General features: G+C 72.0%; 22 protein-coding genes. 11 read left to right on the forward strand and 11 right to left on the reverse strand.

Annotated features, from left to right (window positions below):
• Positions 1-9 precede the first annotated feature (9 nt).
• On the reverse strand, positions 10-321 hold the full coding sequence (locus tag ACH499_RS28980; protein WP_399019429.1) for a DUF6412 domain-containing protein: 312 nt from the start codon (positions 319-321) through the stop codon (positions 10-12).
• Positions 322-406: 85 nt separating this feature from the next.
• Positions 407-952, reverse strand: coding sequence for a helix-turn-helix domain-containing protein (locus tag ACH499_RS28985; protein WP_356196263.1), 546 nt, complete (start codon positions 950-952; stop codon positions 407-409).
• 137 nt (positions 953-1,089) lie between these two features.
• Here ACH499_RS28985 and ACH499_RS28990 point away from each other — a divergent pair, with 137 nt between their 5' ends.
• The 3 genes from ACH499_RS28990 to ACH499_RS29000 all read left to right on the forward strand — a co-directional run bounded on the left by ACH499_RS28990 (position 1,090) and on the right by ACH499_RS29000 (position 6,862).
• Complete coding sequence (locus ACH499_RS28990) at positions 1,090-2,505, forward strand: MFS transporter (protein ID WP_399019432.1); 1,416 nt, start codon at positions 1,090-1,092, stop codon at positions 2,503-2,505.
• A 98-nt stretch (positions 2,506-2,603) separates the two neighbouring features.
• Positions 2,604-3,620 carry an SEC-C metal-binding domain-containing protein gene (locus ACH499_RS28995; protein ID WP_399019434.1) on the forward strand — a complete coding sequence of 339 codons (1,017 nt, stop codon included), beginning with the start codon at positions 2,604-2,606 and terminating at the stop codon, positions 3,618-3,620.
• A 101-nt stretch (positions 3,621-3,721) separates the two neighbouring features.
• Entirely contained in the window at positions 3,722-6,862 is a 3,141-nt protein-coding gene (locus ACH499_RS29000) for a DUF3427 domain-containing protein (RefSeq protein ID WP_399019436.1), read from the forward strand.
• 19 nt (positions 6,863-6,881) lie between these two features.
• On the opposite strand, the gene ACH499_RS29005 is transcribed toward ACH499_RS29000, so the two are convergent.
• A complete protein-coding gene (locus ACH499_RS29005; protein ID WP_399019602.1) occupies positions 6,882-7,325 on the reverse strand; it encodes a cytidine deaminase family protein in 444 nt (147 codons plus the stop codon).
• Between the two features lie 762 nt (positions 7,326-8,087).
• Between ACH499_RS29005 and ACH499_RS29010 the strand changes: the two genes are divergently transcribed.
• Genes ACH499_RS29010 through ACH499_RS29035 form a run of 6 tightly spaced genes read left to right on the forward strand, consistent with a single transcriptional unit; the run spans position 8,088 to position 13,489 of the window.
• Positions 8,088-9,665, forward strand: coding sequence for an ATP-binding protein (locus tag ACH499_RS29010; RefSeq protein ID WP_399019437.1), 1,578 nt, complete (start codon positions 8,088-8,090; stop codon positions 9,663-9,665).
• A gap of 2 nt (positions 9,666-9,667) precedes the next feature.
• A complete protein-coding gene (locus ACH499_RS29015; protein ID WP_356196243.1) occupies positions 9,668-10,090 on the forward strand; it encodes a roadblock/LC7 domain-containing protein in 423 nt (140 codons plus the stop codon).
• On the forward strand, positions 10,087-10,440 hold the full coding sequence (locus tag ACH499_RS29020) for a DUF742 domain-containing protein (protein ID WP_356196241.1): 354 nt from the start codon (positions 10,087-10,089) through the stop codon (positions 10,438-10,440). Before ACH499_RS29015 ends, ACH499_RS29020 begins: the two co-directional genes overlap by 4 nt.
• Positions 10,418-11,038 (forward strand): ATP/GTP-binding protein, encoded by a 621-nt coding sequence (locus ACH499_RS29025; RefSeq protein ID WP_356196239.1) that lies wholly within the window; start codon positions 10,418-10,420, stop codon positions 11,036-11,038. Before ACH499_RS29020 ends, ACH499_RS29025 begins: the two co-directional genes overlap by 23 nt.
• Complete coding sequence (locus ACH499_RS29030) at positions 11,035-12,255, forward strand: cytochrome P450 (protein ID WP_365592797.1); 1,221 nt, start codon at positions 11,035-11,037, stop codon at positions 12,253-12,255. The genes ACH499_RS29025 and ACH499_RS29030 overlap by 4 nt, the downstream gene beginning before the upstream one ends.
• 10 nt (positions 12,256-12,265) lie before the next feature.
• On the forward strand, positions 12,266-13,489 hold the full coding sequence (locus ACH499_RS29035) for a cytochrome P450 (RefSeq protein WP_399019441.1): 1,224 nt from the start codon (positions 12,266-12,268) through the stop codon (positions 13,487-13,489).
• A 65-nt stretch (positions 13,490-13,554) separates the two neighbouring features.
• Here the strand turns inward: ACH499_RS29035 and ACH499_RS29040 are convergent, their stop codons facing one another.
• Positions 13,555-14,028, reverse strand: coding sequence for a carboxymuconolactone decarboxylase family protein (locus tag ACH499_RS29040; protein ID WP_356196232.1), 474 nt, complete (start codon positions 14,026-14,028; stop codon positions 13,555-13,557).
• A 208-nt stretch (positions 14,029-14,236) separates the two neighbouring features.
• Here ACH499_RS29040 and ACH499_RS29045 point away from each other — a divergent pair, with 208 nt between their 5' ends.
• On the forward strand, positions 14,237-14,539 hold the full coding sequence (locus tag ACH499_RS29045; RefSeq protein WP_365592806.1) for a hypothetical protein: 303 nt from the start codon (positions 14,237-14,239) through the stop codon (positions 14,537-14,539).
• 26 nt (positions 14,540-14,565) lie between these two features.
• On the opposite strand, the gene ACH499_RS29050 is transcribed toward ACH499_RS29045, so the two are convergent.
• From ACH499_RS29050 to ACH499_RS29060, 3 genes are all read right to left on the reverse strand, one after another.
• On the reverse strand, positions 14,566-14,925 hold the full coding sequence (locus tag ACH499_RS29050; RefSeq protein WP_356196228.1) for a VOC family protein: 360 nt from the start codon (positions 14,923-14,925) through the stop codon (positions 14,566-14,568).
• Positions 14,926-14,970: 45 nt separating this feature from the next.
• Positions 14,971-16,494, reverse strand: coding sequence for an MFS transporter (locus tag ACH499_RS29055; protein WP_399019444.1), 1,524 nt, complete (start codon positions 16,492-16,494; stop codon positions 14,971-14,973).
• A gap of 96 nt (positions 16,495-16,590) precedes the next feature.
• Positions 16,591-17,955 carry a DUF445 domain-containing protein gene (locus tag ACH499_RS29060; RefSeq protein ID WP_399019447.1) on the reverse strand — a complete coding sequence of 455 codons (1,365 nt, stop codon included), beginning with the start codon at positions 17,953-17,955 and terminating at the stop codon, positions 16,591-16,593.
• A gap of 196 nt (positions 17,956-18,151) precedes the next feature.
• On the opposite strand from ACH499_RS29060, the gene ACH499_RS29065 reads away from it, so the two are divergent.
• On the forward strand, positions 18,152-19,522 hold the full coding sequence (locus ACH499_RS29065) for an SGNH/GDSL hydrolase family protein (RefSeq protein WP_399019448.1): 1,371 nt from the start codon (positions 18,152-18,154) through the stop codon (positions 19,520-19,522).
• A gap of 183 nt (positions 19,523-19,705) precedes the next feature.
• Here ACH499_RS29065 and ACH499_RS29070 read toward each other — a convergent pair whose 3' ends face one another.
• From ACH499_RS29070 to ACH499_RS29085, 4 genes are read right to left on the reverse strand one after another with little or no spacing between them, the layout of a single operon-like run.
• Positions 19,706-20,536: a DUF1707 domain-containing protein gene (locus ACH499_RS29070; RefSeq protein WP_356196218.1), complete on the reverse strand. Its 831-nt coding sequence runs from the start codon at positions 20,534-20,536 to the stop codon at positions 19,706-19,708.
• 33 nt (positions 20,537-20,569) lie between these two features.
• Positions 20,570-21,556 (reverse strand): ATP-binding cassette domain-containing protein, encoded by a 987-nt coding sequence (locus tag ACH499_RS29075; RefSeq protein ID WP_399019450.1) that lies wholly within the window; start codon positions 21,554-21,556, stop codon positions 20,570-20,572.
• Positions 21,557-21,561: 5 nt separating this feature from the next.
• Positions 21,562-22,404 (reverse strand): ABC transporter permease, encoded by an 843-nt coding sequence (locus tag ACH499_RS29080; RefSeq protein WP_399019452.1) that lies wholly within the window; start codon positions 22,402-22,404, stop codon positions 21,562-21,564.
• A complete protein-coding gene (locus tag ACH499_RS29085) occupies positions 22,397-23,197 on the reverse strand; it encodes an ABC transporter permease (RefSeq protein WP_399019454.1) in 801 nt (266 codons plus the stop codon). Before ACH499_RS29085 ends, ACH499_RS29080 begins: the two co-directional genes overlap by 8 nt.
• Positions 23,198-23,401 lie beyond the last annotated feature (204 nt).

Raw genomic sequence — 23,401 nt, forward strand, 5'->3', positions numbered from 1 at the left:
GGGGATGCCCTACGCGGTGGTCGCCGGGAGGGCGGATCCGGGTGCCCGGGGCCGGCGGCGTCCGGCGGCGTCGGGGTCGCGTTGCGGCAGGAAGGCCGTGCGGCGGTCCCGGTCCCTGATGGCCGTACGCACCCGGGTGGGCGGCACGGCGGGCACGCAGCGCGCGGTGATCAGGGCGCAGACGGCGAGGGCGGAGCCGGCCGCGGCGGTCGCGACGAGCGCGACGGTGGCGGAGAGGCTGCCGACGTCGACGAGGGCGACGGGCAGGAGGACGAGCAGCAGCACGAGGAGGGGGCGCGGCACGGCCCTGTTCCGGGTCATGAACGGCTCCTCCTCTCGTACGCGCTTCGGCCCCAGTTATACAGGACCCCTCGGGGTGCCCACAGGGGGGTGCGGGCCGGTGCGGTCAGGCGGGGTCCGGCTCGGCGGGCCGGTCGGTGCCGATCGGCTGGAGGAGCCGCCGGGGCTCGAGCAGCGCCCTGCTGACCGGGTCCGCGGGGTGCGGGTCGAGTCCGGGGCCCGGCCTCATCTGGACGTCCCGGACGGCCACGGCCCTGCCGCAGGCGGGGCATTCGCCGTACGGGCCCAGCTCGGTGCCGCAGTCGGCGTGCCAGAAGGTGCGCAGCGGCCGGCCGCCGAGGTACTCGCGGCCCCAGAGGCCGAGCGCGCGCAGGGCCGGCCACAGGGCGATGCCGCGGTCGGTGACGACGTACTCGTCCCGCGGCGGCGACTCCTGGTACCGGCGCTTCTCCAGGATGCCCTCGGCGGTGAGCGTCTGGAGGCGGTTGGCGAGGACGGCGCGCGGGATGCCGAGGTGGACGAGGAAGTCGTTGTAGCGCCGGACGCCGTAGAGCGCGTCGCGGATCACGAGCAGCGTCCAGCGCTCGCCGACGACCTCCAGCGCGCGGGCGATCGCGCATTCCTGCGTCGCGTAGTCCTTGCCCAGTGCCATGGACCCACTGTAGCCACTGTCCGCCAGTAGGTTCATTCATCGAACCGTAAATGCTAGGTTGTCCCTGCCCGGGGTCAGTTCAGTCACCGAACTCATCCTTGCCCCGGGCTCGACCTGGACCGGGAGAGCGGACGGACATGACCGACATCGGCACGGACTCCCCCATCGGCACCGGCGCGGACGCCGACACCGGCCCCGGTGCCCGTGAAGGCACCGGACACGGCAGGGACCGCCCCGGCCTCGCCCTCGGCCTCACGAGCGCCGCGACCGCCATGGCCCTGATGACGTACACCGCGCCGATGGTCACGCTCCCCGAGACCGCCGCCGACCTGCACACCCCGCTGTCCGCGCAGGCGTGGCTGCTCAACGGCACCCCGCTGGGCCTGGCCGCGCTGCTCCTGGTGGCGGGCTCCCTGGCCGACGACTACGGGCGCCGCCGGATCTTCGTCTCCGGCACCCTGGCGCTCGGCGTCACCACCGTCCTGGGCGCCTTCGCCACCACGACGTGGCTGTTCACCCTGGCCCGCGTCGCGCAGGGCGCGGCGAGCGCGGCCCTGCTGGCCAGCAGCCTGGGCCTGCTGGTCCACGCGTTCCCGACCCCGGCCGGACGGCTGCGCGCGACCGGCGTGTGGGGCGCCTTCGTCAGCGGCGGCATCGCGGTGGGCCCCCTCCTCGCCGGCGCGATCCCCGACTGGCGGCTGTCGTACGTCGTCCTCGGCGCCGCCACGCTGGTCGTCGCGGGCCTCGGAGCGCGCGCCCTGACGGAGTCGCGCTCACCGCGGGGCGGCCGGCCGGACCTCGCCGGGGCGGTGACCTTCGGACTCGCGCTGGTCGCGCTGGTGGCGGCGGTGACGCTGGGCCGGGACGGCTGGCTGCGGACGCCGGTGGGCCTGCTGCTGGCGGCGACCGTGCTGCTGGGCGCCCTGTTCGCCGTGTTGGAGCGCCGCGCGGCCACGCCGATGATCGACCTGTCCCTGCTGCGCCGGGCGCCCTTCCTGGCGTCGTCCGCGGGCGGCCTGTTCACGGGCCTGGCGGTGATCGGACTGTTCAGTTTCCTTCCGGCACTGCTCCAGCAGCGGCTCGGGCTCTCCCCGATGGACACGGCGTGGCTGTTCCTGCTGTGGTCCGGCCTGTCCTTCGCCGTCGCCCTCCAGGCCCGCCGCATCGCCCACCGCGTCCCGCCCCGCCACCAGCTCACCGTCGGCTTCGCCCTGCACGCGGCGGGCGCCCTGACGATGCTCGGCGCGGTCGGCGCCGGTTCCTGGACCCGTCTGCTGCCGGGCCTGGTCCTGGGCGGAGTGGGCAGCGGCCTGCTGAACGCCGCGCTGCCGCTGCTCGCCGTGGAGTCGGTACCGGCGGCGCGGGCGGCGATGGGGTCGGGGGCGCAGCAGACGTTCCGCTACATCGGCTCGTGCGCGGGCGTCGCCCTGACCATCGCGGTCGCCACGTCGGCGGACGACGCGGGGAGGGGCGCGGACACGGCCCTGTGGATGTCGGCGGGGCTGGCGGCGGTGGCGGCGGTGCTGGTGGGGGTGGTGCGGGAGCGGGGCTGAGGCCGCCGGGAAACCGGTAAGGCTTCCGGGTCCCGGCACGCGGGCAGGGCCCTCCCGGCCCCTCACCTTCGTCACCCGGCGGCAGTACCGTGTCCCCCATGCGCCCCGACACGCCAGCCGAAAACGTCGACCACGCCGCGGAAGCCGCCCGCCTGGAGCGGACCGCGGCCCTGTACCCGGAGGACGCCGAGGCCCTCCTGGTGCGCGCCGCGGCCCACCTGGAACTCTCCGGCGACCGCCCCTCCGCGACCAAGCTCTACGACCGCCTGCTGTCCTCACCGGTCGGGCTGGAGAACCCGTCCCTGGTCCGCGCCCTCAAGGCGTCGAACCTGTGGGAGTACGGCCACGAGGCGGAGGCCAGGGCGATCATCGAGGGCGTCCGCACGACGGCCCCCCGCGATGCGGCCCCCTGGGTGATCGTGGCCGAGGCCCTGGAGGCCCACGACGAGCTGGAGGCGGCCCAGGAGACGTTCACGGAGGGCGCCCGCCTGCTCCTGACGGACGTGGCCGAACCCCCGTACGCCACGCATCCCCTCCTGTACGGGCGTCACCGGGTGCGGAGGATGCTGGGCGCGCCCCACGACGACTGGGACCGCCTCGCGGACACCCTCCACTCGATGCCGGTCTCGCTGGACGAGCTGCACGACCCGAAACGCGTCTGGTCCCTCGGCTCGGACGACCCGGCCGACCTCCGCGCGGAGATCTCCCGCCTGCGCGCCGAGCTGGGCGCCTACCGCGAGGCCCTGTCCCGCCCCTTCCCCGTGGCCATGCTCCACTGGCCGGCCGGCGAACTGACGGAACTCCTCGAGGCGTACCCGCCGCTGTCCGCGGAGTACCCCTCCTACGAGGAGCACCTGACCACGATAGAAGCGGCCCTGCGCGAACTGGCCGCCTCCGGCACACCGAACCTGGGCGTCGTCCAGGGAACGGTGCCCTCCTACGAGGCCTTCGCGGCCTCGGAGGGCACGACCCCGTCCGACCCGACCCTGCTCCCCCAGTACGCGACGACCCTGGCGGCCCGGGGCCGCGCGGTGGCGTGGCCTCCGCAGCGGGGGGCGGGGTGCTGGTGCGGGTCGGGGCGGGTTTACGGGGAGTGCCATGGAAGCGGGGCGTGACGGGGCGCGTATCCCCTTGTGACCGCCTGGTGTGGTCGGTGACCTGACTGTCAGTGGCCCCTGTTAGAACTGACCCACATCGCCAGTTGTACGAGGGGGTCTTGGTGGGGGACACAGGGGAGCTCGCGCAGCCGATCTCAGGGGTCTACGAAAAGCTGATCACGGAGAACGTGCGTGACGAGCTGACGCAGCTCGAAGCGATGGGCTGGAAGGCCATCGACGCGGAGGTCAGCGCGGAGTCCTCGCCTCATGTGCTGGCCCGACACGTCGGGGAGATGGTGGCCCGACACCTCGCCCAGCTCCCACTCGACCAGCAAGTCCCCTTCGCCAACCGCATCCTGGAGTCCCTGCCCGCGCATGCGGGTGGCGCCGGCTCGGCCGGCGTCATCGTGGAGGGGCCTCGGCAACTGCTGGCCCTCGCCGAGCAGGAAGCCCCAGGCGCCTACGCCATCCGCCCGCTCACACCGCTCTCGGAAACGTCACTGCTCACCAACTCACCCGAGGACCTCAGTCTGGGCTCGGAACTGAGAGCCGAGCTGGCCACGGCAGACCGCGTCGACCTGCTGTGCGCGTTCGTGAAGTGGTACGGAATTCGTGTCCTGGAGGATTCGCTGCGCGCCGCCAAGGAGCGGGGCGTACCGATCCGGGTCATCACCACCACCTACATGGGTGCCACCGACCGTCACGCGCTCGACCGGCTCGTACGTGACTTCGGGGCCACCGTCAAGGTCAACTACGAGATCCGCTCGACGCGGCTGCACGCCAAAGCCTGGCTCTTCCGCCGCAAGACGGGTTTCGACACGGCGTACGTCGGCAGCTCGAACCTGTCCCGGGCCGCGCTCCTCGACGGCCTGGAGTGGAACGTACGCCTGTCGTCGGTGGCCACGCCGGCAGTGCTCGACAAGTTCGAGGCGACGTTCGACACGTACTGGAACGACACGGCCTTCGAGACGTACGACCCCGATCTCCACGCCGAGCGCCTCGACGGAGCACTCGCCCAGGCGAGCGGGTCTACGAAATCCACCGACCTGAAGATCAACCTCTCCGGTCTCCAAGTCCGCCCCTTCCCGCACCAGCGGGACATGCTCGAGCGGTTGACCGTCGAGCGCGAGATCCGCGGGCGGCACCGCAATCTGCTCGTCGCGGCAACAGGGACCGGTAAGACCGTGATGGCCGCGCTCGACTACCGCGGTCTGTGCAAGAAGTGGACCGGTGATCGGCCGCGGCTGCTGTTCGTGGCGCATCGCAAGGAGATCCTCAAGCAGTCCTTGCGCACCTATCGTGAGGTGCTGGACGACGCCTCGTTCGGAGAACTCCTGCACGGCGGCGCGGATCCACGCGAGTGGAACCACGTCTTCGCCAGCGTGCAGTCCCTCAATGTGCAGCGACTGGAACAACTCGCCCCGGACCACTTCGACGTCATCGTCATCGACGAGTTCCACCACGCCACGGCCTCCACCTACCGGAGGGTCATCGACCACTTCACCCCGAAGGAACTGTTGGGCCTGACCGCCACTCCGGAACGGATGGACGGGTGCAATGTGCAGGACGCATTCTTCGAAGGGCGCATCGCTGCCGAGATGAGGCTCTGGGAGGCCCTGGAGAACGACCTATTGTGTCCGTTCCACTACTTCGGCCTCCCGGACGGCACGGATCTGACCAATCTCGGCTGGCAGAAGGGCTCCTACGCCGACCAGGAACTCGGAAACGTCTTTACGGGCAATGCTGCGCGGGCCCGAATCGTGGTGAAGCAGATCAAGGACAAGGTCTCCGACCCCGGCTCCATGCGGGCCCTCGGCTTCTGTGTCACCAAGGCGCACGCGCACTACATGGCGGATTTCTTCCGCAAGGCCAACTTCCAGGCGGTGGCGCTCGACAGCGACTCACCGGCGGACGTACGCGCCCAGGCGCTGACGGACTTGCGGGACGGAAAGCTCCAGGTGATCTTCTCGGTCGACCTGTTCAACGAAGGGCTCGACATCCCCGACGTCGACACCCTTCTCCTGCTGCGCCCCACCAACAGCGCCACGGTCTTCCTTCAGCAACTGGGGCGGGGTCTGCGTCGCACCGAAACCAAGCCGGTGCTCACCGTCCTCGACTTCATCGGGCAGCACCGTGCGGAGTTCCGATTCGAGGAGCAGTTCCGCGCCCTGACCAATCTTTCGCGGAACCGACTCGTCGAACACATCGAGCGGGGATTCCCCCAGCTACCGTCCGGCTGCCAGATCATCCTGGAGGGCAAGTCGAAGGACCTCGTCCTCGACAACATCAGGACCCAGCTCGGCGCCACTGTGAAGACACTGGTGAAGGAGGTCAAGCAGTACAGCACTCCGCGCCTCGCCGACTACCTTCGGGAGAGTCGTCGAGAGATCAAGGAGTTGTACAAGAGCGGCAACTCCTGGACTACCGTGCTCCGGCGAGCCGGTCTGCTCGATGGCTCAGCGCCGCAGGAGGAGGCGGCGCTCCTCAAGCGGGCCCACGCATTCCTCCACGTGGACGACCCAGAACGCGCACGGACGTATCTGCGCCTCCTCGAAGACGACGTCCCGCCGTACAGCGCGCTGGGGCCCACCGACCAGGCGTACGCCCGAATGCTGTTCTTCAACCTCTGGGACAACGCCGGTGGGTTCACCAGCTATGAGGAAGGGCTGGAGTCGCTGCGCGCCCAGCGGGCAGTCCGTGACGAGCTGCGGCAGTTGCTGTCCTACGTCATCGAGCAGGCCGACCACTTCCCCATCCCGCTGACCGGGGCGCTCGCTCACCTCCCGCTCAAGGTGCACAGTTCCTACAACCGCTCCGAGATTCTCGCCGCCCTCGGCGTCGCCCGCTTCGGCGGCCAGATGCCCCGGTCGTTCGCACAGGGCGTGCAGTGGGTCGAGGAACTCCAGACGGACGCACTGCTCATCACTCAGGAGAAGAACGAGAAGGACTTCTCACCGACGGTGCGGTACAAGGACTACGCGCTGAGCCCCCACCTCTACCACTGGGAGTCGCAGAACGCGGTTGCCGCCGACTCCCGTACAGGCGTGCGCTATCAGCAGCACGCACAGCGCGGGAGCCACGTCCTGCTCTTCCTGCGGCGCTACAAGAACACCGACATAGGCAAGTCCCAGCCCTGGATGCTGCTCGGTCCGGCGACCTATCAGAGCCACACCGGCAGCAAGCCCATGGCGATCACCTGGCGCCTGGAACACCAACTCCCGGCCGACGTGTGGACGTACTCGGCGGTGCAGGCGAGCTGACGGCACTCACCGAGACAATTCACCCACGCGACTCAGGACTCCCTTCTCCCACCCCCGCCTCCAGCTGATGGTCGGCCCAGACATACGTCTCCGGCAGGAGGTCGGTGATCGGGACTGTGCGGGGGTGGGCGGTCGGGCCGACGATGACCTTGACGGTGGGGAAGTAGTCGAACAGGACCTGACGGCAGCGGCCGCACGGGGGGACGACCCCTCGGTCGCGGTCGCCCACCGCGACGATGGTGTCCAGCGCGTACGCGCCCTGGGCGGCCGCCGTGCCGATGAGGACGAGTTCGGCGCAGGGGCCTCCGGTGAAGTGGTAGGCGTTGACCGCGGTGACGATCCGGCCGTCCTCGGTGCGGGCAGCGGCCGCCATGGTGTGGTTGTCGCCCCGGCAGCGGGTGCGGGCGACCTCGGCGGCGGCGCGGATCAGTTCGTGGTCGACGGGGTGGGTCTGCAGGGGCATCTTCTCCGCCTTTGTCATCGAGTGGTCGTAAAACGTCGTGTCTTGCAAGGAAAGGGGCACAGAACTTCCCTCAGTGCGACCGCCTCCGGCCGTCGGGCTATCAGGACGCCGAGCCGGAATCCAACCCCTTTTCGGCCAAAGCCAGTTGGTCGTCAACCGCGTATTTTTCGCCTCATACTTCCGGTGTCCGGGCCGAGTAGTCACTGACCTGCCACAACCCGTGAGCGTAAGCGGTATGGTCCGTGCCGAACGCCCATGGAGCACGTGGTGGTTCGGGACCTGCGAAAACGGCCCCGCGCTGCCGCGAGCCCGTCCCCGCCGTCGACCCACCGCTCGTGCAGGCCCTCGCTCGTTCCCTGGAGATCCATGTCGCGCACCCTCACCGCCGTGAGCTTCGATGACTCCTCGGCACGTGGCAGCGTGACGGGGGCGTTGCACCGGGTGGTGCCGCGGGAGGACAGCGAGGGCCGTCCGCGCGTCCCTTTGTCCCGGTCCATAAGACGCCGGCGCTTTCTGGCTTGTTGAGGCCCCCGGCCGCCGGCGGGCACCGAGCGCACGGTCCGGGCGAGCCACACGTCCCCGCGAGGACGTACGCCCCCGGTCCGGCATCGCCCGCCTCCGCCCCGTGCGGGACTCCCGGCGCCCACCGCGCCGGCCCCTCGGCCCGCACCCCGGCGGCCCCCGCGGCCCCGGCCGCTCACAGCCCCGGCCGGCACCGGCCCGCACCCCCACACCGACGGCTTCCCGATCCGTGAGGACCTGATGACTGAACTGGTATTGACCGGCGCCGTGTTGCTGACGCTGGCCGGAGCCGGGGCCGCCTGGTACTTCCGGCGCAAACGCGACCAGGCCCGGCGTGAGGCCGAGCTGCTGCGCCGGCACGCCGACCGGCTCACCCTGCAACTCCTCGCGGCCGAACAGTGCGTGGGCCACCTCACGGCCACCGTGATCCCCGCGGCGGTCGGCGCCGCCCAGGACGGTGACGGCGCCCGGGCCACGCTCATGGTGCCGCCGAACCTGGAGGGCACCCCCCTCGCCGAGCGGCTGCGCACGCTCCCCGGCGCCGTGGCCGCGGCGGTGGAGGACGTACGGGCCCGGGAACGCGCGGCGGCGGCCCAGTCCGTCGAGCAGCTCCGGCAGGACGCCGAGCGGCAGATCGCGCAGGCCCGGCACGAGTCCGTGGGCGTGGCCCGGGCCGCGGTGCGCGGCTTCGCCAACAACGTGGTGGCACGGGCGGCCCGGCTCGGCCGCGCGGTCAGCCAGGGCGTGCGGCGGCACATCTCCGACGAGGCGTACGCGACGCTGGTGGAGATCGACCACCTCGCCCAGCAGATGCTGCTCACCGCCTCCGGGTACGCCGTGCTGGCCGGGGACAAGCTCTCGAGGCGCTGGCCGGCCACCGCGATGACGGACATCGTGCGGGCGGCGATGGGCCGTATCGAGGGGTACGAGCGGATCAAGCACCCCGAGATGGGCTCCATCTCGGTCGAGGGGCGCGCGGTGGAGGCGGTCGTGCACGCCCTCGCGGTGCTGCTGGACAACGCGCTGCGCTACTCCCCGCCCGCCGCCAGCGTCCACGTCTCCCTCGAACAGGGCCACCACGCGTGCTTCCTGATCGTGGACGACGCCGGACTGCGCATGGACGACGAGCGTCTGCTGTGGGCCGGCGACGTGATGTCCGGCGAGCAGCGCGACGACATCACCCGCCTGGGTGCCCACCCCCAGACGGGGCTGCGCGTGGCGTCCCTGCTGGCGGAGAACTACGGCTTCCGCGTCGAGCTGACCGCGCCCAACATCTACCAGGGCACCAGGGCGATGATCGTGCTGCCGAAGAACCTGCTCATCACCCCGGAGTCGGGCGGCCCCGCCGTCGCCTCCGTGCCCTCGGTCCCCGCGGCCCGCACCGAACCGCCCGCCGTGCCGCCGGCCCCCGCGGCCGCACCACTGCCGTCGGGCGCCCACGAGGCCGTCCCCGCGGCACCGGCCGTCCCCGCGGCCGAACCGGCACCCGCGGCCGCCCCCACGGCCGTGCCCGCCGCCACCGCCCACCAGGCCCCGCAGGCACCCCCCGCCACCCCCGCGGCGGGTCGGACGCCGCCCGCCACCACCGCCAGCGGCCTGACCGTCCGCCGGCGCAACCCGGCCCTCGCCGCGCAGCGCCGCACCACCCCGCCCCCCGCCGCCGCCGGGCCCGGCCGTCCCGCCATCGCCGCGGCCTGGGCCGAGGGCACCCGCCGCGGCCGACTGGACGACCCCTCCCCTACCCCCGCAGAACACGACGCGGCGTACCGGACGGCACCCGGCACCGGACACGACGCCGCACACGAAGAAGGACACTGATCGTGCGAGACACACACACCAACAGCCTGGGCTGGCTGCTCGACCAGGAACTCGGCACCGTCGAAGGCGTCCGCTACGCCGTGCTGATGAGCAGCGACGGCCTGCTGAAGGCGCGGACCGAGACCATCGGCCAGGAGGACGGGGAGAAGTTCGCCGCGCTGACGGCGGCGCTGCGGGCCGCGGGCAAGGCGTGGGACGAGTTCACCGGCGGCCAGGGCATGCGGCAGTTGCTGATCGAGTCGGTCGGCTGCATCGGCCTGACGACCACCGCCGCCCGCAACACCATGCTGTCGGTGTGCACGACCGGGCCGGACGCCGACGTCGGGCTGATCTCCCACCACATGGTCCGGCTCGCCACCCGGGTGGGGCACGAGCTGGGCACCGCGGAGCGCGTGCCCGTCGCGGAAGGCGGCTCACCGGTATGACGGGGCCGCGGCGTGACCCCGACATGGTCAGGCCCTACGTCCGCACCGGCGGCAAGATCCGCGCCCGTGACGACGTGCGGCTGGAGAGCGTGCTCATCGCGGCGACCGGGCCCACGGACTCCCTGGGCCCGGACGCCCGCCGGGTGATGCGTCTGTTCACCGGCGCGGTGGGCGGCCTGGCCGTCGCCGACATCGCCGCCGCGCTGGAGCTGCCGCCGTCCACGGTGCGCATCCTCGTCTCCTCGCTGATGGACTCCGGCCACCTGACCAGCCCGGTCGCCGCGAGCGACCATCAGCCCGAATCCGACCTGCTGCTGGAGGTACTGCGTGGACTGCGCTCCCTGGTCTGACCCGCCCGTCACCTACGTCCCGGCCACGGTGACGCGGTCGGCCAAGATCGTGGTCGCGGGGGGCTTCGGCGTCGGCAAGACGACGCTCATCGGCAGTGTGTCGGAGGTGAAGCCCCTGCGGATGGAGGAACCCATCACGCAGGCCAGCGCCGGCGTCGACGACCTGCGGGGCACCCCGCACAAGACGACGACCACCGTGGCGATGGATTTCGGCCGTATCCACATGGCCGGCGGAAGCCTCGCCCTGTACCTGTTCGGGCTGCCGGGGCAGGCCCGCTTCCAGCCGCTGTGGGAGGACCTGGCCGAGGGCGCGCTCGGCTGCCTCGTGCTGGCCGACACCCGCGACCTCGACGCCTCCCACGACGCGCTCGGTCTGCTGGACAGCGGGGGCATACCGTACGCCGTCGCCATCAACACCTTCCCGGGCGCGCCGGGTTACCCCGAGGCGGAGCTGCGCGAGGCCCTGGCCCTGGACCCGTACACCCCGCTGACGACCTGTGACGCCCGCGACCGCACGTCGTCCCTGCACGCCCTGATCACGCTCACCGAGTACCTGACCGAGCACCGCTCGGCCGCCGTCCTGGAGTCCCCCCGATGACGATGCCCTCCGCAGCGCCCGCGCCGACGAGTCCGTCGGGCCGGTTCCCGCTGTACTCCCCGGAGTTCGCCGCCGACCCGCACGGCTCCTACCGGTGGATGCGGCGCACGCACGGCCCCCTCGTCCCCGTCGACCTGGCGCCCGGGGTCCCGGCGACCCTGGTGATCGGCTACTACCAGGCGCGCCGCATCCTCAACGACCCGCTGCACTTCCCCGCCGATCCGCGGGCCTGGGAGCAGGGGATCCCGAAGTCCTGCCCGGTCCGGCCGATGATGGAGTGGCGGCCCAACGCGCTGCGGTCCGGGGGCGCCGAGCACGCCCGCTACCGGGCCGCGAACACCGCCGCGATCGGCGGTGTCGACCAGCACGGGCTGCGGGCCCTCGTCGAGAAGGTGGCCTCCGCCGCGATCGACGACTTCCGCGCGCTGGGCAGGGCCGACCTGCTCACCCAGTACTCGTTCCCCATCGCCTTCCGGGTACTGAGCGCGCTGCTGGGCTGCCCGGACGAGATCGGCCGGCGCATCGCCGACGGCATGGCGAGGATCTTCGACACGACGGACGCCGAGGAGGCCAACCGGATCCTCGGCCAGGCCGTCACCGACCTGGTGCTGCTGCGCCGCAGTCATCCCGGCGACGACATCACGTCCCGGCTGATCGGCCACCCCGCCCAGCTGAACGACGAGGAGATGGGGCACCAGCTCGTCACGCTCTACGGTGCCGGGATCGAGCCGCTGACGAACCTGATCAGCAACACCGTCCTGAAGATCCTCACCGACGAGGAGTTCTCCGCCGATCTGCACGCCGGGCTGTCCACGGTGCGCGACGCGCTCGACGCCGTCCTCTACACCGACCCGCCCATGGCGAACTACTGCATCTCGTACCCCCGTTACCCCATCGACGTGGACGGGGTGCTCCTGCCGGCCGACCAGCCGGTCGTGATCTCCCTGGCGGCCGCCAACAACGACCCGGTGCTCACCGACGGGCTGCCCGAGGGCCGTCACACGGGCAACCGCGCGCATCTGGCGTGGAGCATCGGCCCGCACACCTGCCCGGCCCGCTCGCACGCCTACCTGATCGCCGAGACCGCGGTCACCCACCTCCTCGACGCCCTGCCGGAGACGGACCTCGCCGTGCCCGCGGCCGAACTGACCTGGCGCCCGGGCCCGTTCCACCGCGCTCTGGAATCCCTCCCCGTCACCTTTCCCGCCGTCCACTAAGGAGTTCGCCATGGCCGATACGCTCGCTCCGCTCGTCCTCGACCCCGCCGGTGCCGACCACCACGCCGAGCACCTGGCCCTGCGCTCCCGCGGTCCGGCGACCCGGGTGGACGTCCTCGGTGTGGAGGCCTGGTCGGTCTCCGACCCCGCGCTGCTCAAGCAGCTCCTGACCAGCCCGGACGTGTCCAAGGACGCGAAGGCGCATTGGCCCGCCTTCGGGCAGGTCGTCGGCACCTGGCCGCTCGCCCTGTGGGTGGCGGTGGAGAACATGTTCACCGCGTACGGCGCCAACCACCGCAAGCTGCGCCGGCTGGTGGCGCCCGCGTTCAGTTCGCGCCGCATAGCCACCATGCGGCCGGCCGTCCAGGACATGGTGACCGCTCTCGTCGACCGCCTGGCCGGGCTGCCCGCGGGCGAGCCGGTCGATCTGCGCCAGGAGCTGGCCTACCCGCTGCCCATCGCCGTGATCGGCCATCTGATGGGCGTGCCCGAGAGCCGCCGGGAGGGCTTCCGCGACCTGGTGGACGGGGTCTTCGACACCACCCTGAGCCAGGACGAGGCGCAGACCAACACGGTCCGGCTGTACGAGTGCCTGGACCAGCTCATCGCCGAGAAGCGCGCCACCCCCGGCGACGACATGACGTCCCTGCTGATCGCCGCCCGGGACGACGAGCACGACGGCTCGCAGCTCAGCCCCGAGGAGCTGCGCGACACCCTGCTGCTGATGATCAGCGCGGGCTACGAGACCACCGTCAACGTCATCGACCAGGCCGTCCACACCCTGCTGACCCGCCCCGACCAGCTCGAACTGGTGCGCAAGGGGGCCGTCGGCTGGGAGGACGTGGTCGAGGAGACGCTGCGTCACGAACCGGCGGTCAAGCACCTGCCGCTGCGGTTCGCGGTCACGGACATCCCGCTGCCCGACGGGCAGACCATCGCCCGCGGCGAGGCCATCCTCGCGTCGTACGCCGCCGCCAACCGGCACCCCGACTGGCACGAGGACGCCGACACGTTCGACGCCACGCGTACGGTCAAGGACCACCTGGCGTTCGGCCACGGCGTCCACTTCTGCCTGGGCGCGCCGCTGGCCCGCATGGAGGTCGCCCTCGCGCTCGAAAGCCTCTTCGACCGCTTCCCGGACATCCGCCTCGCCGACCCGGCGGCCGATCTGCCGTCCGTGCCGTCGCTGATCAGCAACGGCCACCAGCGGCTCCCGGTCCTCCTGCACGGCTGAGCACGGCCGGGCACGGCACGACGGCACGTCCCGCCCGGGGCGTGCCGTCGCGCGTGGTGCTGGCCTCAGCCGAACATGCCCGGCTCGTAGTCGCCGGCCGGCTGCCGGGTGAGGACGTTCAGCCGGTTGTACGTGTTGATCACGGCGATGAGTCCGACCAGCGCCGCGAGCTGGTCCTCGTCGTAGTGCCGGGCCGCGTTCGCCCACGCCTCGTCGGTGACGCCGCCGGCGCCGTCGGCGAGGCGGGTGCCCTGCTCGGTCAGCTCCAGCGCGGCGCGTTCGGCGTCGGTGAAGACGGTGGCCTCCCGCCAGGCGGCGACCAGGTTGAGGCGCAGGGCGGTCTCGCCCGCCTTCGCGGCGTCCTTGGTGTGCATGTCGAGGCAGAACCCGCAGCCGTTGATCTGGCTGGCGCGGATCTTCACCAGTTCCTGGGTGGCGGCGGGCAGCGCCGAGTCCGTCAGGACCTTGCCCGCCGAGTTGATGTGCCGCAGGACCTTGCCCGCGACCGGGTTGCCGAAAAGGTTGAGACGAGCGTCCATGGTGGTTCTCCGTCGTTGTTCACCGGCCGTCGGCCGTTCGCGTTCTCGGTTTCACTGCTACGACGGATCGCCCGGGTGCGGTGTGACAGCCACGCCCGCCGGCACCCGTATGGCCTGCGTCACACCCCCTGCCGGTGCGTGGACCGGTCCGTCCGGGGACTAGCCTCGGTCGGAGAAACCGGAGCAGAACAGGCGGCAGGAGGCAGGCATGGCGAAGGTTCCCAGCGCGGTGGTCGCGGCGGGAGGTCTCGTCGGCGGATACGGCGTGGCCCGCTGGACCGGGAAGCGGCAGCTCGGCGGGGCCGTGCTCGCCGTGGCCGGGACCGCGGCCGCGCGGCAGTGGCGGGCGCGGGCCGGCGGGAAGGCCGCGGGCGCGCTGACGGCCGCGTACGTCGCCGCCTTCGCCGGGTCGCACCCGCTGGCCAGGAAGGTGGGCGCCTGGCCCTCCGTGTTCGGTGTCGCCGGCGCCGTCGCGCTGGCCTCCTGGGCGGTCGCCGACCGGCGCGGCTGACCGCCGGGCGGCCACCGGGCCCGGTGCTACGCCAGGTGCGTCAGCACGTTCACCACGCGGCCGCCCGGGTCCCGGACGAAGAAGCGCCGTACGCCCCACTCCTCGTCGCGCGGCTCGCGCACGATCTCCGCGCCCGAGGCGACGAGCCGGGCGTACACGGCGTCGACGTCCTCGACCTCCACGCTCAGTTCGGGGACGACCGGGCCGGTGCGTTCCTCGGTGAAGAACTGGATCTGGGCGGTCGGGTTGGACGGTGAGCCGAGGGTGCTCACCCAGCCCATGTCCATGACCTCCTCGAAGCCCAGCAGGCCGTAGAAGTCGCGGTTGTCGTCCAGGTGCTCCCCGGAGCCGGTGTGGATGTTGGGGACGATCCTGCGAATGGTCATCGGCGGCTCCTGACGGTCGGCCGGTCGGGAGGGTCGGTCCGGACTCTACGCGGTCGCCGTGCCCGTGCCCGGCGTTTCCTTCGACGCCGTCCTCGCGCCGGCCCCCGCGGTCGACAGCGGCTCGGCGATCTCCTCCAGGGAGCGGCGTTCCGCCTTCACCGCGAGGAACACCGCCACGAGCCCGGCCGCGCACATCAGACCGGCGCCGATCCGGAAGGCGAGCACCGTGTCGCCGACCACGCCGGACTCCGTGAGGTCGGCGAAGAGCAGCGGGCCGCTGATGCCGCCGGCGGCGGTGCCGAGGGCGTAGAAGAAGGCGATGGCCATGGCGCGGGTCTCCATCGGGAAGACCTCGGAGACGGTCAGATACGCGCTGGAGGCGCCCGCGGAGGCGAAGAACAGCACCACGCACCAGCAGGCCGTCATCGTCGTGGCCGTCAGCGAACCGCGGTCGAACAGCCATGCCGTGCCGAACAGCAGCACGCCCGAGAGCAGATACGTACCGGAGATCATGATCCGGCGGCCGACCGTGTCGAAGAGCTTGCCGAGCAGCAGCGGGCCGAGGAAGTTGCCCGCGGCGATGACGGCGAAGTAGTAGCCGGTGTGGCCGGTCGGCACGTCGAAGAAGGTGATGAGGATGCTGCCGAAGCCGAAGGTGATGGCGTTGTAGAGGAACGCCTGGCCGATGAAGAGCGACAGGCCGAGGACGGCGCGGCGCGGGTACGTGCGGAAGACGGTCTTCGCGATCAGGCCGAAGCCGATGCTCTTGCGCTGGTGGATGGTGATCTCACCGGCCGGCTCGGGCAGCCGCTCGCCCTTCTCCCACTCGATCTCCTTCTCGACGGAGGTGACGAGCCGGTCGGCGTCGCCGCCGTGGCCGTGGATGAACTGCCAGCGCGGACTCTCCGGGACGTGCCGGCGCACCAGCAGGATGACCAGGCCGAGGACCACCCCGAGGGCGAAGCTGAGCCGCCAGCCCAGGTCCTTGGGGAAGATGTCCGTGTCCAGCATGACGATGGACAGCAGCGAGCCGCCGATCGCGCCGAGCCAGTAGCTGCCGTTGATGATCAGGTCGACCCGGCCCCGGTAACGGGAGGGGATCAGCTCGTCGATCGCCGAGTTGATCGCCGCGTACTCGCCGCCGATGCCGAAACCGGTGAGGAACCGGAACAGGAAGAACCACCAGGTCTCGAAGGACACGGCGGTCAGCGCGGTCGCCGCCAGATACACGACCAGCGTCACCATGAACAGCTTCTTGCGGCCGTGGCGGTCGGTCAGCCAGCCGAAGAACAGGGCGCCCGAGCAGGCACCCGCCACGTACAGGGCGGCGGCCAGGCCGGTGATCTGGGCGGAGCTGATGTCCAGCCCGCTGCCGTCCTCGGCGATCCGGCCGGCCACGTTGCCGACGATGGTGACCTCAAGACCGTCCAGGATCCAGACGGTGCCGAGCCCGATCACGATCATCCAGTGCCAGCGCGACCAGGGCAGGCGGTCCAGGCGGGCCGGGACGGCGGTGGTGACGGTTCCCGCGGAGGCGGGCACGGGGTCCGGCGTCGGCGATGCTGTCATGGGCTCCCTCTCCGTTGAGGACCGTGGGCGGCCGTGCCGTACGGCCGACTCCCGTGTGCCCGCGACCGGAGAGGACAAGCCGGGCCGCTCGCGGGGCTACGCCCCCAGAATGCGGGAGACCGTGTAGATCAGCAGCCCGGCGAGAGAGCCGACCACCGTGCCGTTGATGCGGATGAACTGCAGGTCACGGCCGATGTTCGCCTCGATCTTCTTCGTGGTGTGCTCGGCGTCCCAGCTCGCCACCGTGTCGGTGATCAGGGAGGTGATCTCGCGCCGGTAGGTGGTCACCACGTACACCGCGGCGCCCTCGACCCAGGTGTCGACCTTGCCCTGCACCTTGGGATCGGAGGCCATCCGGGCGCCCAGCGACAGCAGCGAGGCCCGCACCCTCAGCCGCAGCTCGCTGCGCTCGTCCTCCGCCGCCGAGACGATCATGGACCGTACGGCCGTCCAGGCGGACGCGATCAGGTCCTGGACCTCGCCGCGGCCCAGCACCTCGGTCTTCAGCCGCTCCACGCGTGCCCGGGTCTCGGTGTCGGACTGGAGGTCGGAGGCGAAGTCCGTGAGGAAGCGGTCCAGGGCGCCGCGCGCCGGGTGGGCGGGCATGTCGCGCATCTCGGTGACGAAGCGCAGCAGTTCCTTGTAGACGCGCTCGCCGACCTTGCGGTCCACGAACCGGGGCGTCCAGCCGGGCGCCCCTCCCTGCACGGCGTCCATCACCGAGTCCCCGTGCAGCACCAGCCAGTCGTGGGCGCGGGAGACGATCAGGTCGACGACCCGCCGGTGCCCTCCGTCGGCGACGACCCTGTCCAGCATCTTGCCGATGCCGGGGGCGATCTCCTGGGCGTCGGCACGCCGGGTGATGGCCTCGCCGACGACCGCCTGCACGTCGGAGTCCCGCAGCACGGTGAGGGCGCCGCGCAGGGCGGCGGACAGCTCGGCCGTGACCCGGTCGGCGTGCTCGGGCACGGCCAGCCAGGTGCCGAGGCGGCTGCCGATGCCGACGGCGCGCAGCCGTCCGCGTACGACGTCCTCGGAGAGGAAGTTCTCGCCCACGAACTCGCCCAGGGAGACGCCGAGCTGGTCCTTCTTCTTCGGGATGATCGCGGTGTGCGGGATGGGCAGCCCCAGGGGGTGGCGGAACAGGGCGGTGACCGCGAACCAGTCGGCGAGCGCGCCGACCATGCCGGCCTCGGCGGCGGCGGAGACATACCCGGCCCAGGCACCCGCGCCGCGGTGGGAGGCCCACTCGGCCAGCACGTAGACCACGGCGACGAACAGCAGCAGCGCGGTCGCGGTGAGTTTCATGCGGCGCACGCCGCGCCGCTTCTCCTCGTCGGCGGGGCTGAACGCCGTCATCGCCCGGGCGCCGGGGCGGACGCCGGCCGGGTCCTCGCCCGTACTCGCGTCCCGCCCGGTACCCGCGGAAGGGTCCGGGCGTTGTGTCCTCGTGCGTTCCATCCACTCCACCGTTCGCCGTTCCGTCCCGCACACATTGTCCCTTCCTGACCGACTCCCGGAACGGATCACAAGTTCCCGGCGTCCGTTCCGAAGGGGCGGAGCCGGGCCCGGCCGCGCCACCACCGCCCATGCCTCATCATGGACACATCGGAACGGAGCCCTCGGGGCTCCCTTCTTTCGAGGAGAACAGCACAGCATGACCGAGGGTCATGACGGAGGCGTGGGGGCGCCTCCCCGCAAGCACCGAGCCCTGCTGGCCGCCGTGGTCGCCCTGATCGTGGCGGTCTCCGCCGCCATATACGCCACCGTGGGCCTCGACGACGGCACCCGGGACGGCACACCGCTCACCAGCGGCCGGCTCCCGCACAACGACGCCGCTCCCGCCTCCACCGGCACCTGGGTCGGCGCCTGGTCCACCTCGCCCGCGGGGCCGGAGCCGGGCACCGCCGAGCGGGGCATGGCCGGCCGCTCGGTACGCAACGTCGTGCACACCAGCGCCTCGGGCACCGGCGCCCGCGTCACCCTGTCCAACCTCTACGGCCGCTCGCCGCTGACCGTCACCCACGCGTCCGTCGCCCTGGCCGCCGACGACGACGGCGCCGCCGCGGAGCCCGGCACCATGCGCAGGCTCACCTTCGCCGGCAGCCCCGGGGTCGTCGTCCCGGCGGGCGGCCAGGTGACGAGCGACGTCGCCCGCATCGCCGTCCCCCGCGGCGGGAACGTCCTGATCACCAGCTACTCGCCCGTGCCGTCCGGCCCGGTGACCTACCACCCGCACGCCCGGCAGATCAGCTACGTGGCCGACGGCGACCGCACCGAGGACGTCTCCGCCACCGCGTACACCGGCACGACCCCGTACTGGCGGTACGTGACCGCGCTGGACGTGCTCAGCCACGAGGCGGTGGGAACGATCGTGGCGCTCGGCGACTCGATCACCGACGGTGCCGGTGCCACGATGAACGCCGACCACCGCTGGCCCGACTTCCTCGCCGAGCGGCTGCGCACGGCGGCGGCCGGCGGCCGGAACGTGCCCCGCTACAGCGTCGTCAACCAGGGCATCAGCGGGAACCGGCTGCTGACCAGCGGTCCCGGCCGGCCCGCCGCCAACGCGAGCACGCTGTCCCGGTTCTCCCGCGACGTGCTGGGCCGCACCGACGTCAAGGTGGTCGTCGTCGCCATCGGCGTCAACGACGTCCTGCACAGTCCGGAGCTCGCCGACCGGGACCGGATCGTCGAGGGTCTGCGCACCCTGGTCGACATGGCACACGCCCGCGGACTGAAGGTCGTCGGCGCGACGATCACGCCGTTCGGCGGCTACGGCGGCTACACCGACGCCCGGGAGACGATGCGGCAGCAGGTCAACGAGGAGATCCGCGAGGGGCACGTCTTCGACGAGGTCGTCGACTTCGACAAGGCCCTGCGCGACCGGTACGACCCCCGCCGCCTGCGCGCCGAGTACGACAGCGGCGACCACCTCCACCCCAGCGACAGGGGTTACGCCCGGATGGCCGCAGCCCTGGACCTGACGGCCCTCACCACCCACCAGCGCACCGGAGTGCCGTCCTAGCCGAGGTCAGCCGTCCGCGGCCGCTGCGGGAGGTCGTCCGCGGCCGCTGCGGGCAGTCGTGCCTCCCCCAGTGCCTCAACGGCCCGGGAGGTGCCCCCGGGGCGGCCGTACCGAGTAGCACCGGGCCGCGCGACCCACGCCCGCGCCCCGCGCCCACGCCGGGCACCGGGCGACGCCGCCCGCTCAGTCCTCGCCCCGCCTCCGCTCCCGCCGCTCCCTGCGCTCCTCCCGGACCTCGTCCCGCCGCTCCCGCATCAGATCCCGATGCCCCTCCAGCATCGCCCGATGCGCCTCCTCCACGTCGGCCCGGAACGACGAGTGCAGTTCCTTCCGGGCCGCCCTGCGGTCCAGCTTCTCCTGTCGGCGCTGCTCCTTCAGCCGCTGCCGCTCCGCCCGCGGCAGCTTGCGCTCCACCCCGACCCCGCCCCACAGGGCGAACCCGGTGACGACTACGCGCGGGGCGCCCGGCTCGGCGGGGGCGCCCTCCTCACGCTGGTCGAAGCCGCCCATGATCCCGACGCCGCGCACGACCACCTCGACCCCCGGCGGCACGACCACGTTCATCCCGCCCATGATCGCGACGCAGTTGACGACGACCTCGTCGTCGGCGAAGTTCGCCTCGCGCAGATCGATCTCACCGCCGCCCCACAGCGCGAAGCAGTTGAACCGCCGCGGCGCCGTCCACCGCCCCTTGCGCTGAAACCCGGACATCACGGCGACCGCCCACGTCGACGACCCCTCGCCGCCGGTGATCCGGTCCGCCCACTGCCCGCTGCGCGCGGGTTCCTTGGTCATCGACACCCGGGGGGCCGGCGCCGCGCCGCCCTCCCCGACCGGCAGGTCCCTGGTGATCGGCGCCAGCTCGCGGTACGTGCGCGCCTTGTAGGTGGCGTCCAGCCGCTCCTCGAACTCGGCCATGTCCAGGCGCCCTTCGGCGAGGGCGTCCCGCAGGACCTCGGCGACTCGTTCACGGTCGGCGTCGGAAGCACGGAGGTCCGGGGCGTCGTCGGTCATGGACAGAAGCCTACGAGGTCACCGCTCGGGACACTACGCGCTCGCCCGTTCCGCATACATCTTGGCGATCACCGTCTCGATGTCCGGCTCCCGCACCGACAGGTCCACCAGCGGATACCGGGCCGCGACCTGGGCCACCAGCCCCGCGGCCGACGCCGAGGCCGGGAACGCCAGCCACTGCCGCGGGCCCTCCACCCGTACCACCCGCGCCGGTTCCGGCACCTCGATCGGCGGCGACTCGCGCTCCAGGTCCACCACCAGGGTCCGTTCGCTCTCCCCCGCCTCGTGCAGGCCGGCCTGCGGACCGTCGTACATCAGCCGCCCGTGGTCGATCACCATCACCCGGGAGCAGAGCTGCTCGATGTCCTGGAGGTCGTGCGTGGTCAGCAGCACCGTGGTGCCGCGCTCCGCGTTCAACTCCCGCAGGAAGCCCCGCACCTTGGCCTTGGACACCACGTCCAGCCCGATCGTCGGCTCGTCCAGGTAGAGCACGTCCGGGTCGTGCAGCAGCGCCGCCGCGATGTCGCCGCGCATCCGCTGCCCCAGCGAGAGCTGCCGCACCGGCACGTCCAACAGCTCCTCGAGCTGGAGGAGTTCGACGCAGCGCTCCAGGTTCGCCCGGTACCGCGCGTCCGGGATCCGGTACATGCGGTGCATCAGCCGGTAGGAGTCGATCAGCGGCAGGTCCCACCAGAGCGTGGTGCGCTGCCCGAACACCACCCCGATGCGGTGCGCCAGCCGGGTCCGCTCCCGCGACGGGTCGATGCCCGCGACCCGCAGCCGGCCGCCGCTCGGCGTGAGGATCCCGGTCAGCATCTTGATCGTCGTCGACTTCCCGGCGCCGTTCGGACCGATGTAGCCGACCATCTCGCCGCGCGCCACGGTGAACGACAGCCCGTCCACCGCCCGCACCTGCCGCCGCTCCCGCTTCAGGAAGCCCGTCCTGCGGCGCACGTCGAAGACCTTCTCCACGCCGTCCAGCTCGATGAAGCCCGCCCCGGACCCCACGGTCATGTCCATCCGCGCTAACTCCCTGTACTCCGGTACGAACGAAGCCCCGCCCGCCACGCCAGCCCCGCGAGCGCGCAGCAGGCCGCGGCCACCAGCGGCGGCGTGAACGCCACCCACCCGGGCAGCTCCAGCGGATACGGCCGCCCCAGCACATGGCTCGCCGGCAGCCAGTTGACGAAGGCCAGCGGCACGAGGAACGTCACCCCGCGCACCAGCTCCCGCGCGAACACGGTCGGCGGGTACTGGAGCATCGTCGTACCGCCGTAGGTGAAGGCGTTGGCGACCTCCGAGGCGTCCTGCGCCACGAACTGGAACGCCGCCGCCGCCACGAACACCGCGCAGAAGATCGCCGCCCCGCTGAGCAGCATCAGCGGCATCAGCAGCAGCCGCCCCGCCGTCCAGTCGACGTCGAGCACGGCGAGCGCGTAGCCCAGCACCAGCAGCCCCTGCACCACCCGGCCCAGCCGGCGCAGCCCGAACCGGTCCGCCGCCACCTGCGCCAGCACCGGCACCGGGCGCACCAGCAGCGTGTCCAGCGTGCCGTCCCGCACCCGCCGGCCCAGCCGGTCCATCGAGCCGATCGCCAGGTCCGCCAGACCGAAGGACACCGCGGACAGTCCGTACAGGAACGCCACCTCGGGCAGCGTGTAGCCGCCGAGCGCGTCCACGCGGGAGAACATCAGCAGGATCGCCACGAAGTCCAGCGCGGTCGTGGCGAAGTTCCCGAACGTCGTCAGCGCGAAGGAGACCCGGTAGGCCATCGTCGACCGGATCCACATGCCCGCGATCAGCCCGTAGGCCCGCACCCCCTCGGCGATCCGCCCGCGCCGCCCTGTCGCGCGCGCCGTCTCAGCCACCCTGCACCACCACCCGCCGTGTCGCCGCCGACTGCGCCAGCCGCCCCAGCGCCAGCAGCGCCGCCGCCCACCCGGCCTGGAACACGAAGACCCCCAGCGGATCCGCCTCGCCCAGCAGCACGTCCGCCGGCCCCTGGAGCAGCGACGACCACGGCAGCATCCGCACCACCTCGCCGAGCGCCCCCGGGAACACGTTCAGCGGCAGCAGCATCCCCGAGCAGAAGAACCCCGCGAGCCACGCCATCTGCGTCACGCCCGTGCCGTCCATCAGCCAGAACGCCGACAGCGCCACCAGATAGCGCAGCGCGAAGCTCACCGCCATGGCCAGCGCCACCGCCACCAGGAACGCCGCCCACGTGGACGCCTCGCGCGGCAGCGCCACCGGGAAGAACAGCGCCCCGAAGGCGAACGGCACCACCCCGCGCCCCACGAGCTGGAACAGCGCCCGCCCCGCGTCCGCCGCCAGCCACCAGAGCTGGAGGTCGGCCGGACGGTACAGGTCGACGGCGACGTCACCCGTACGGATGCGCTCCATCAGCTCGTCCTCGAAGCCGCCGCCACCGATCGCCAGGGCGGCCAGCAGAGCCTGCCCCAGCCACACGAACGTGACCGCCTGCGCCTGGTCGTACCCTCCGAGCTGCGGTTTCTCGTCCCACAGGGCCAGGTAGGTGTAGACCAAAATCAGCCCGAAGACCGTGTTGGTGAACACCCCGGCGGCAGTGGCCGCGCGATAGGTCGCGTAACGTCTGAATCCCCCCTTCGCGACGGCCGCGTACAACCGTCCCGAGCCCATGCCCACAGCCCTCCTCCTCCGCCCGGCAGCAAAGCGCAGGAGCCTAGTGCGACGGCGACGGGCCACGCCACGGAATTAACCGGGCACCGTCCGGCCTCCGGACGGCGGCACCCGGTTTTTCACGGGTGTGCCGGGAAGCGGGAACGGAACGGGCGATGCGAGAGTCTTCACCAGAGGGCGCAGAAGCGCACAAGGCCGTACGAG

Origin of the sequence: Streptomyces sp. NPDC018947 (genome assembly GCF_044390505.1) — a bacterium.
Lineage (GTDB): Bacteria > Actinomycetota > Actinomycetes > Streptomycetales > Streptomycetaceae > Streptomyces.

What these genes read in the sequence shown, in the direction of transcription:
- ACH499_RS29050 (WP_356196228.1), bottom strand. Translation starts at nt 14,925, where the DNA reads ATGACCATTCGCAGGATCGTCCCCAACATCCACACCGGCTCCGGGGAG.
- ACH499_RS28985 (WP_356196263.1), bottom strand. Translation starts at nt 952, where the DNA reads ATGGCACTGGGCAAGGACTACGCGACGCAGGAATGCGCGATCGCCCGC.
- ACH499_RS29075 (WP_399019450.1), bottom strand. Translation starts at nt 21,556, where the DNA reads ATGGACATGACCGTGGGGTCCGGGGCGGGCTTCATCGAGCTGGACGGC.
- ACH499_RS29040 (WP_356196232.1), bottom strand. Translation starts at nt 14,028, where the DNA reads ATGGACGCTCGTCTCAACCTTTTCGGCAACCCGGTCGCGGGCAAGGTC.
- ACH499_RS28980 (WP_399019429.1), bottom strand. Translation starts at nt 321, where the DNA reads ATGACCCGGAACAGGGCCGTGCCGCGCCCCCTCCTCGTGCTGCTGCTC.
- ACH499_RS29030 (WP_365592797.1), top strand. Translation starts at nt 11,035, where the DNA reads ATGACGATGCCCTCCGCAGCGCCCGCGCCGACGAGTCCGTCGGGCCGG.
- ACH499_RS29005 (WP_399019602.1), bottom strand. Translation starts at nt 7,325, where the DNA reads ATGCCCCTGCAGACCCACCCCGTCGACCACGAACTGATCCGCGCCGCC.
- ACH499_RS28990 (WP_399019432.1), top strand. Translation starts at nt 1,090, where the DNA reads ATGACCGACATCGGCACGGACTCCCCCATCGGCACCGGCGCGGACGCC.
- ACH499_RS29020 (WP_356196241.1), top strand. Translation starts at nt 10,087, where the DNA reads ATGACGGGGCCGCGGCGTGACCCCGACATGGTCAGGCCCTACGTCCGC.
- ACH499_RS29010 (WP_399019437.1), top strand. Translation starts at nt 8,088, where the DNA reads ATGACTGAACTGGTATTGACCGGCGCCGTGTTGCTGACGCTGGCCGGA.
- ACH499_RS29065 (WP_399019448.1), top strand. Translation starts at nt 18,152, where the DNA reads ATGACCGAGGGTCATGACGGAGGCGTGGGGGCGCCTCCCCGCAAGCAC.
- ACH499_RS29055 (WP_399019444.1), bottom strand. Translation starts at nt 16,494, where the DNA reads ATGACAGCATCGCCGACGCCGGACCCCGTGCCCGCCTCCGCGGGAACC.
- ACH499_RS29045 (WP_365592806.1), top strand. Translation starts at nt 14,237, where the DNA reads ATGGCGAAGGTTCCCAGCGCGGTGGTCGCGGCGGGAGGTCTCGTCGGC.
- ACH499_RS29060 (WP_399019447.1), bottom strand. Translation starts at nt 17,955, where the DNA reads ATGGAACGCACGAGGACACAACGCCCGGACCCTTCCGCGGGTACCGGG.
- ACH499_RS29035 (WP_399019441.1), top strand. Translation starts at nt 12,266, where the DNA reads ATGGCCGATACGCTCGCTCCGCTCGTCCTCGACCCCGCCGGTGCCGAC.
- ACH499_RS29085 (WP_399019454.1), bottom strand. Translation starts at nt 23,197, where the DNA reads ATGGGCTCGGGACGGTTGTACGCGGCCGTCGCGAAGGGGGGATTCAGA.
- ACH499_RS28995 (WP_399019434.1), top strand. Translation starts at nt 2,604, where the DNA reads ATGCGCCCCGACACGCCAGCCGAAAACGTCGACCACGCCGCGGAAGCC.
- ACH499_RS29070 (WP_356196218.1), bottom strand. Translation starts at nt 20,536, where the DNA reads ATGACCGACGACGCCCCGGACCTCCGTGCTTCCGACGCCGACCGTGAA.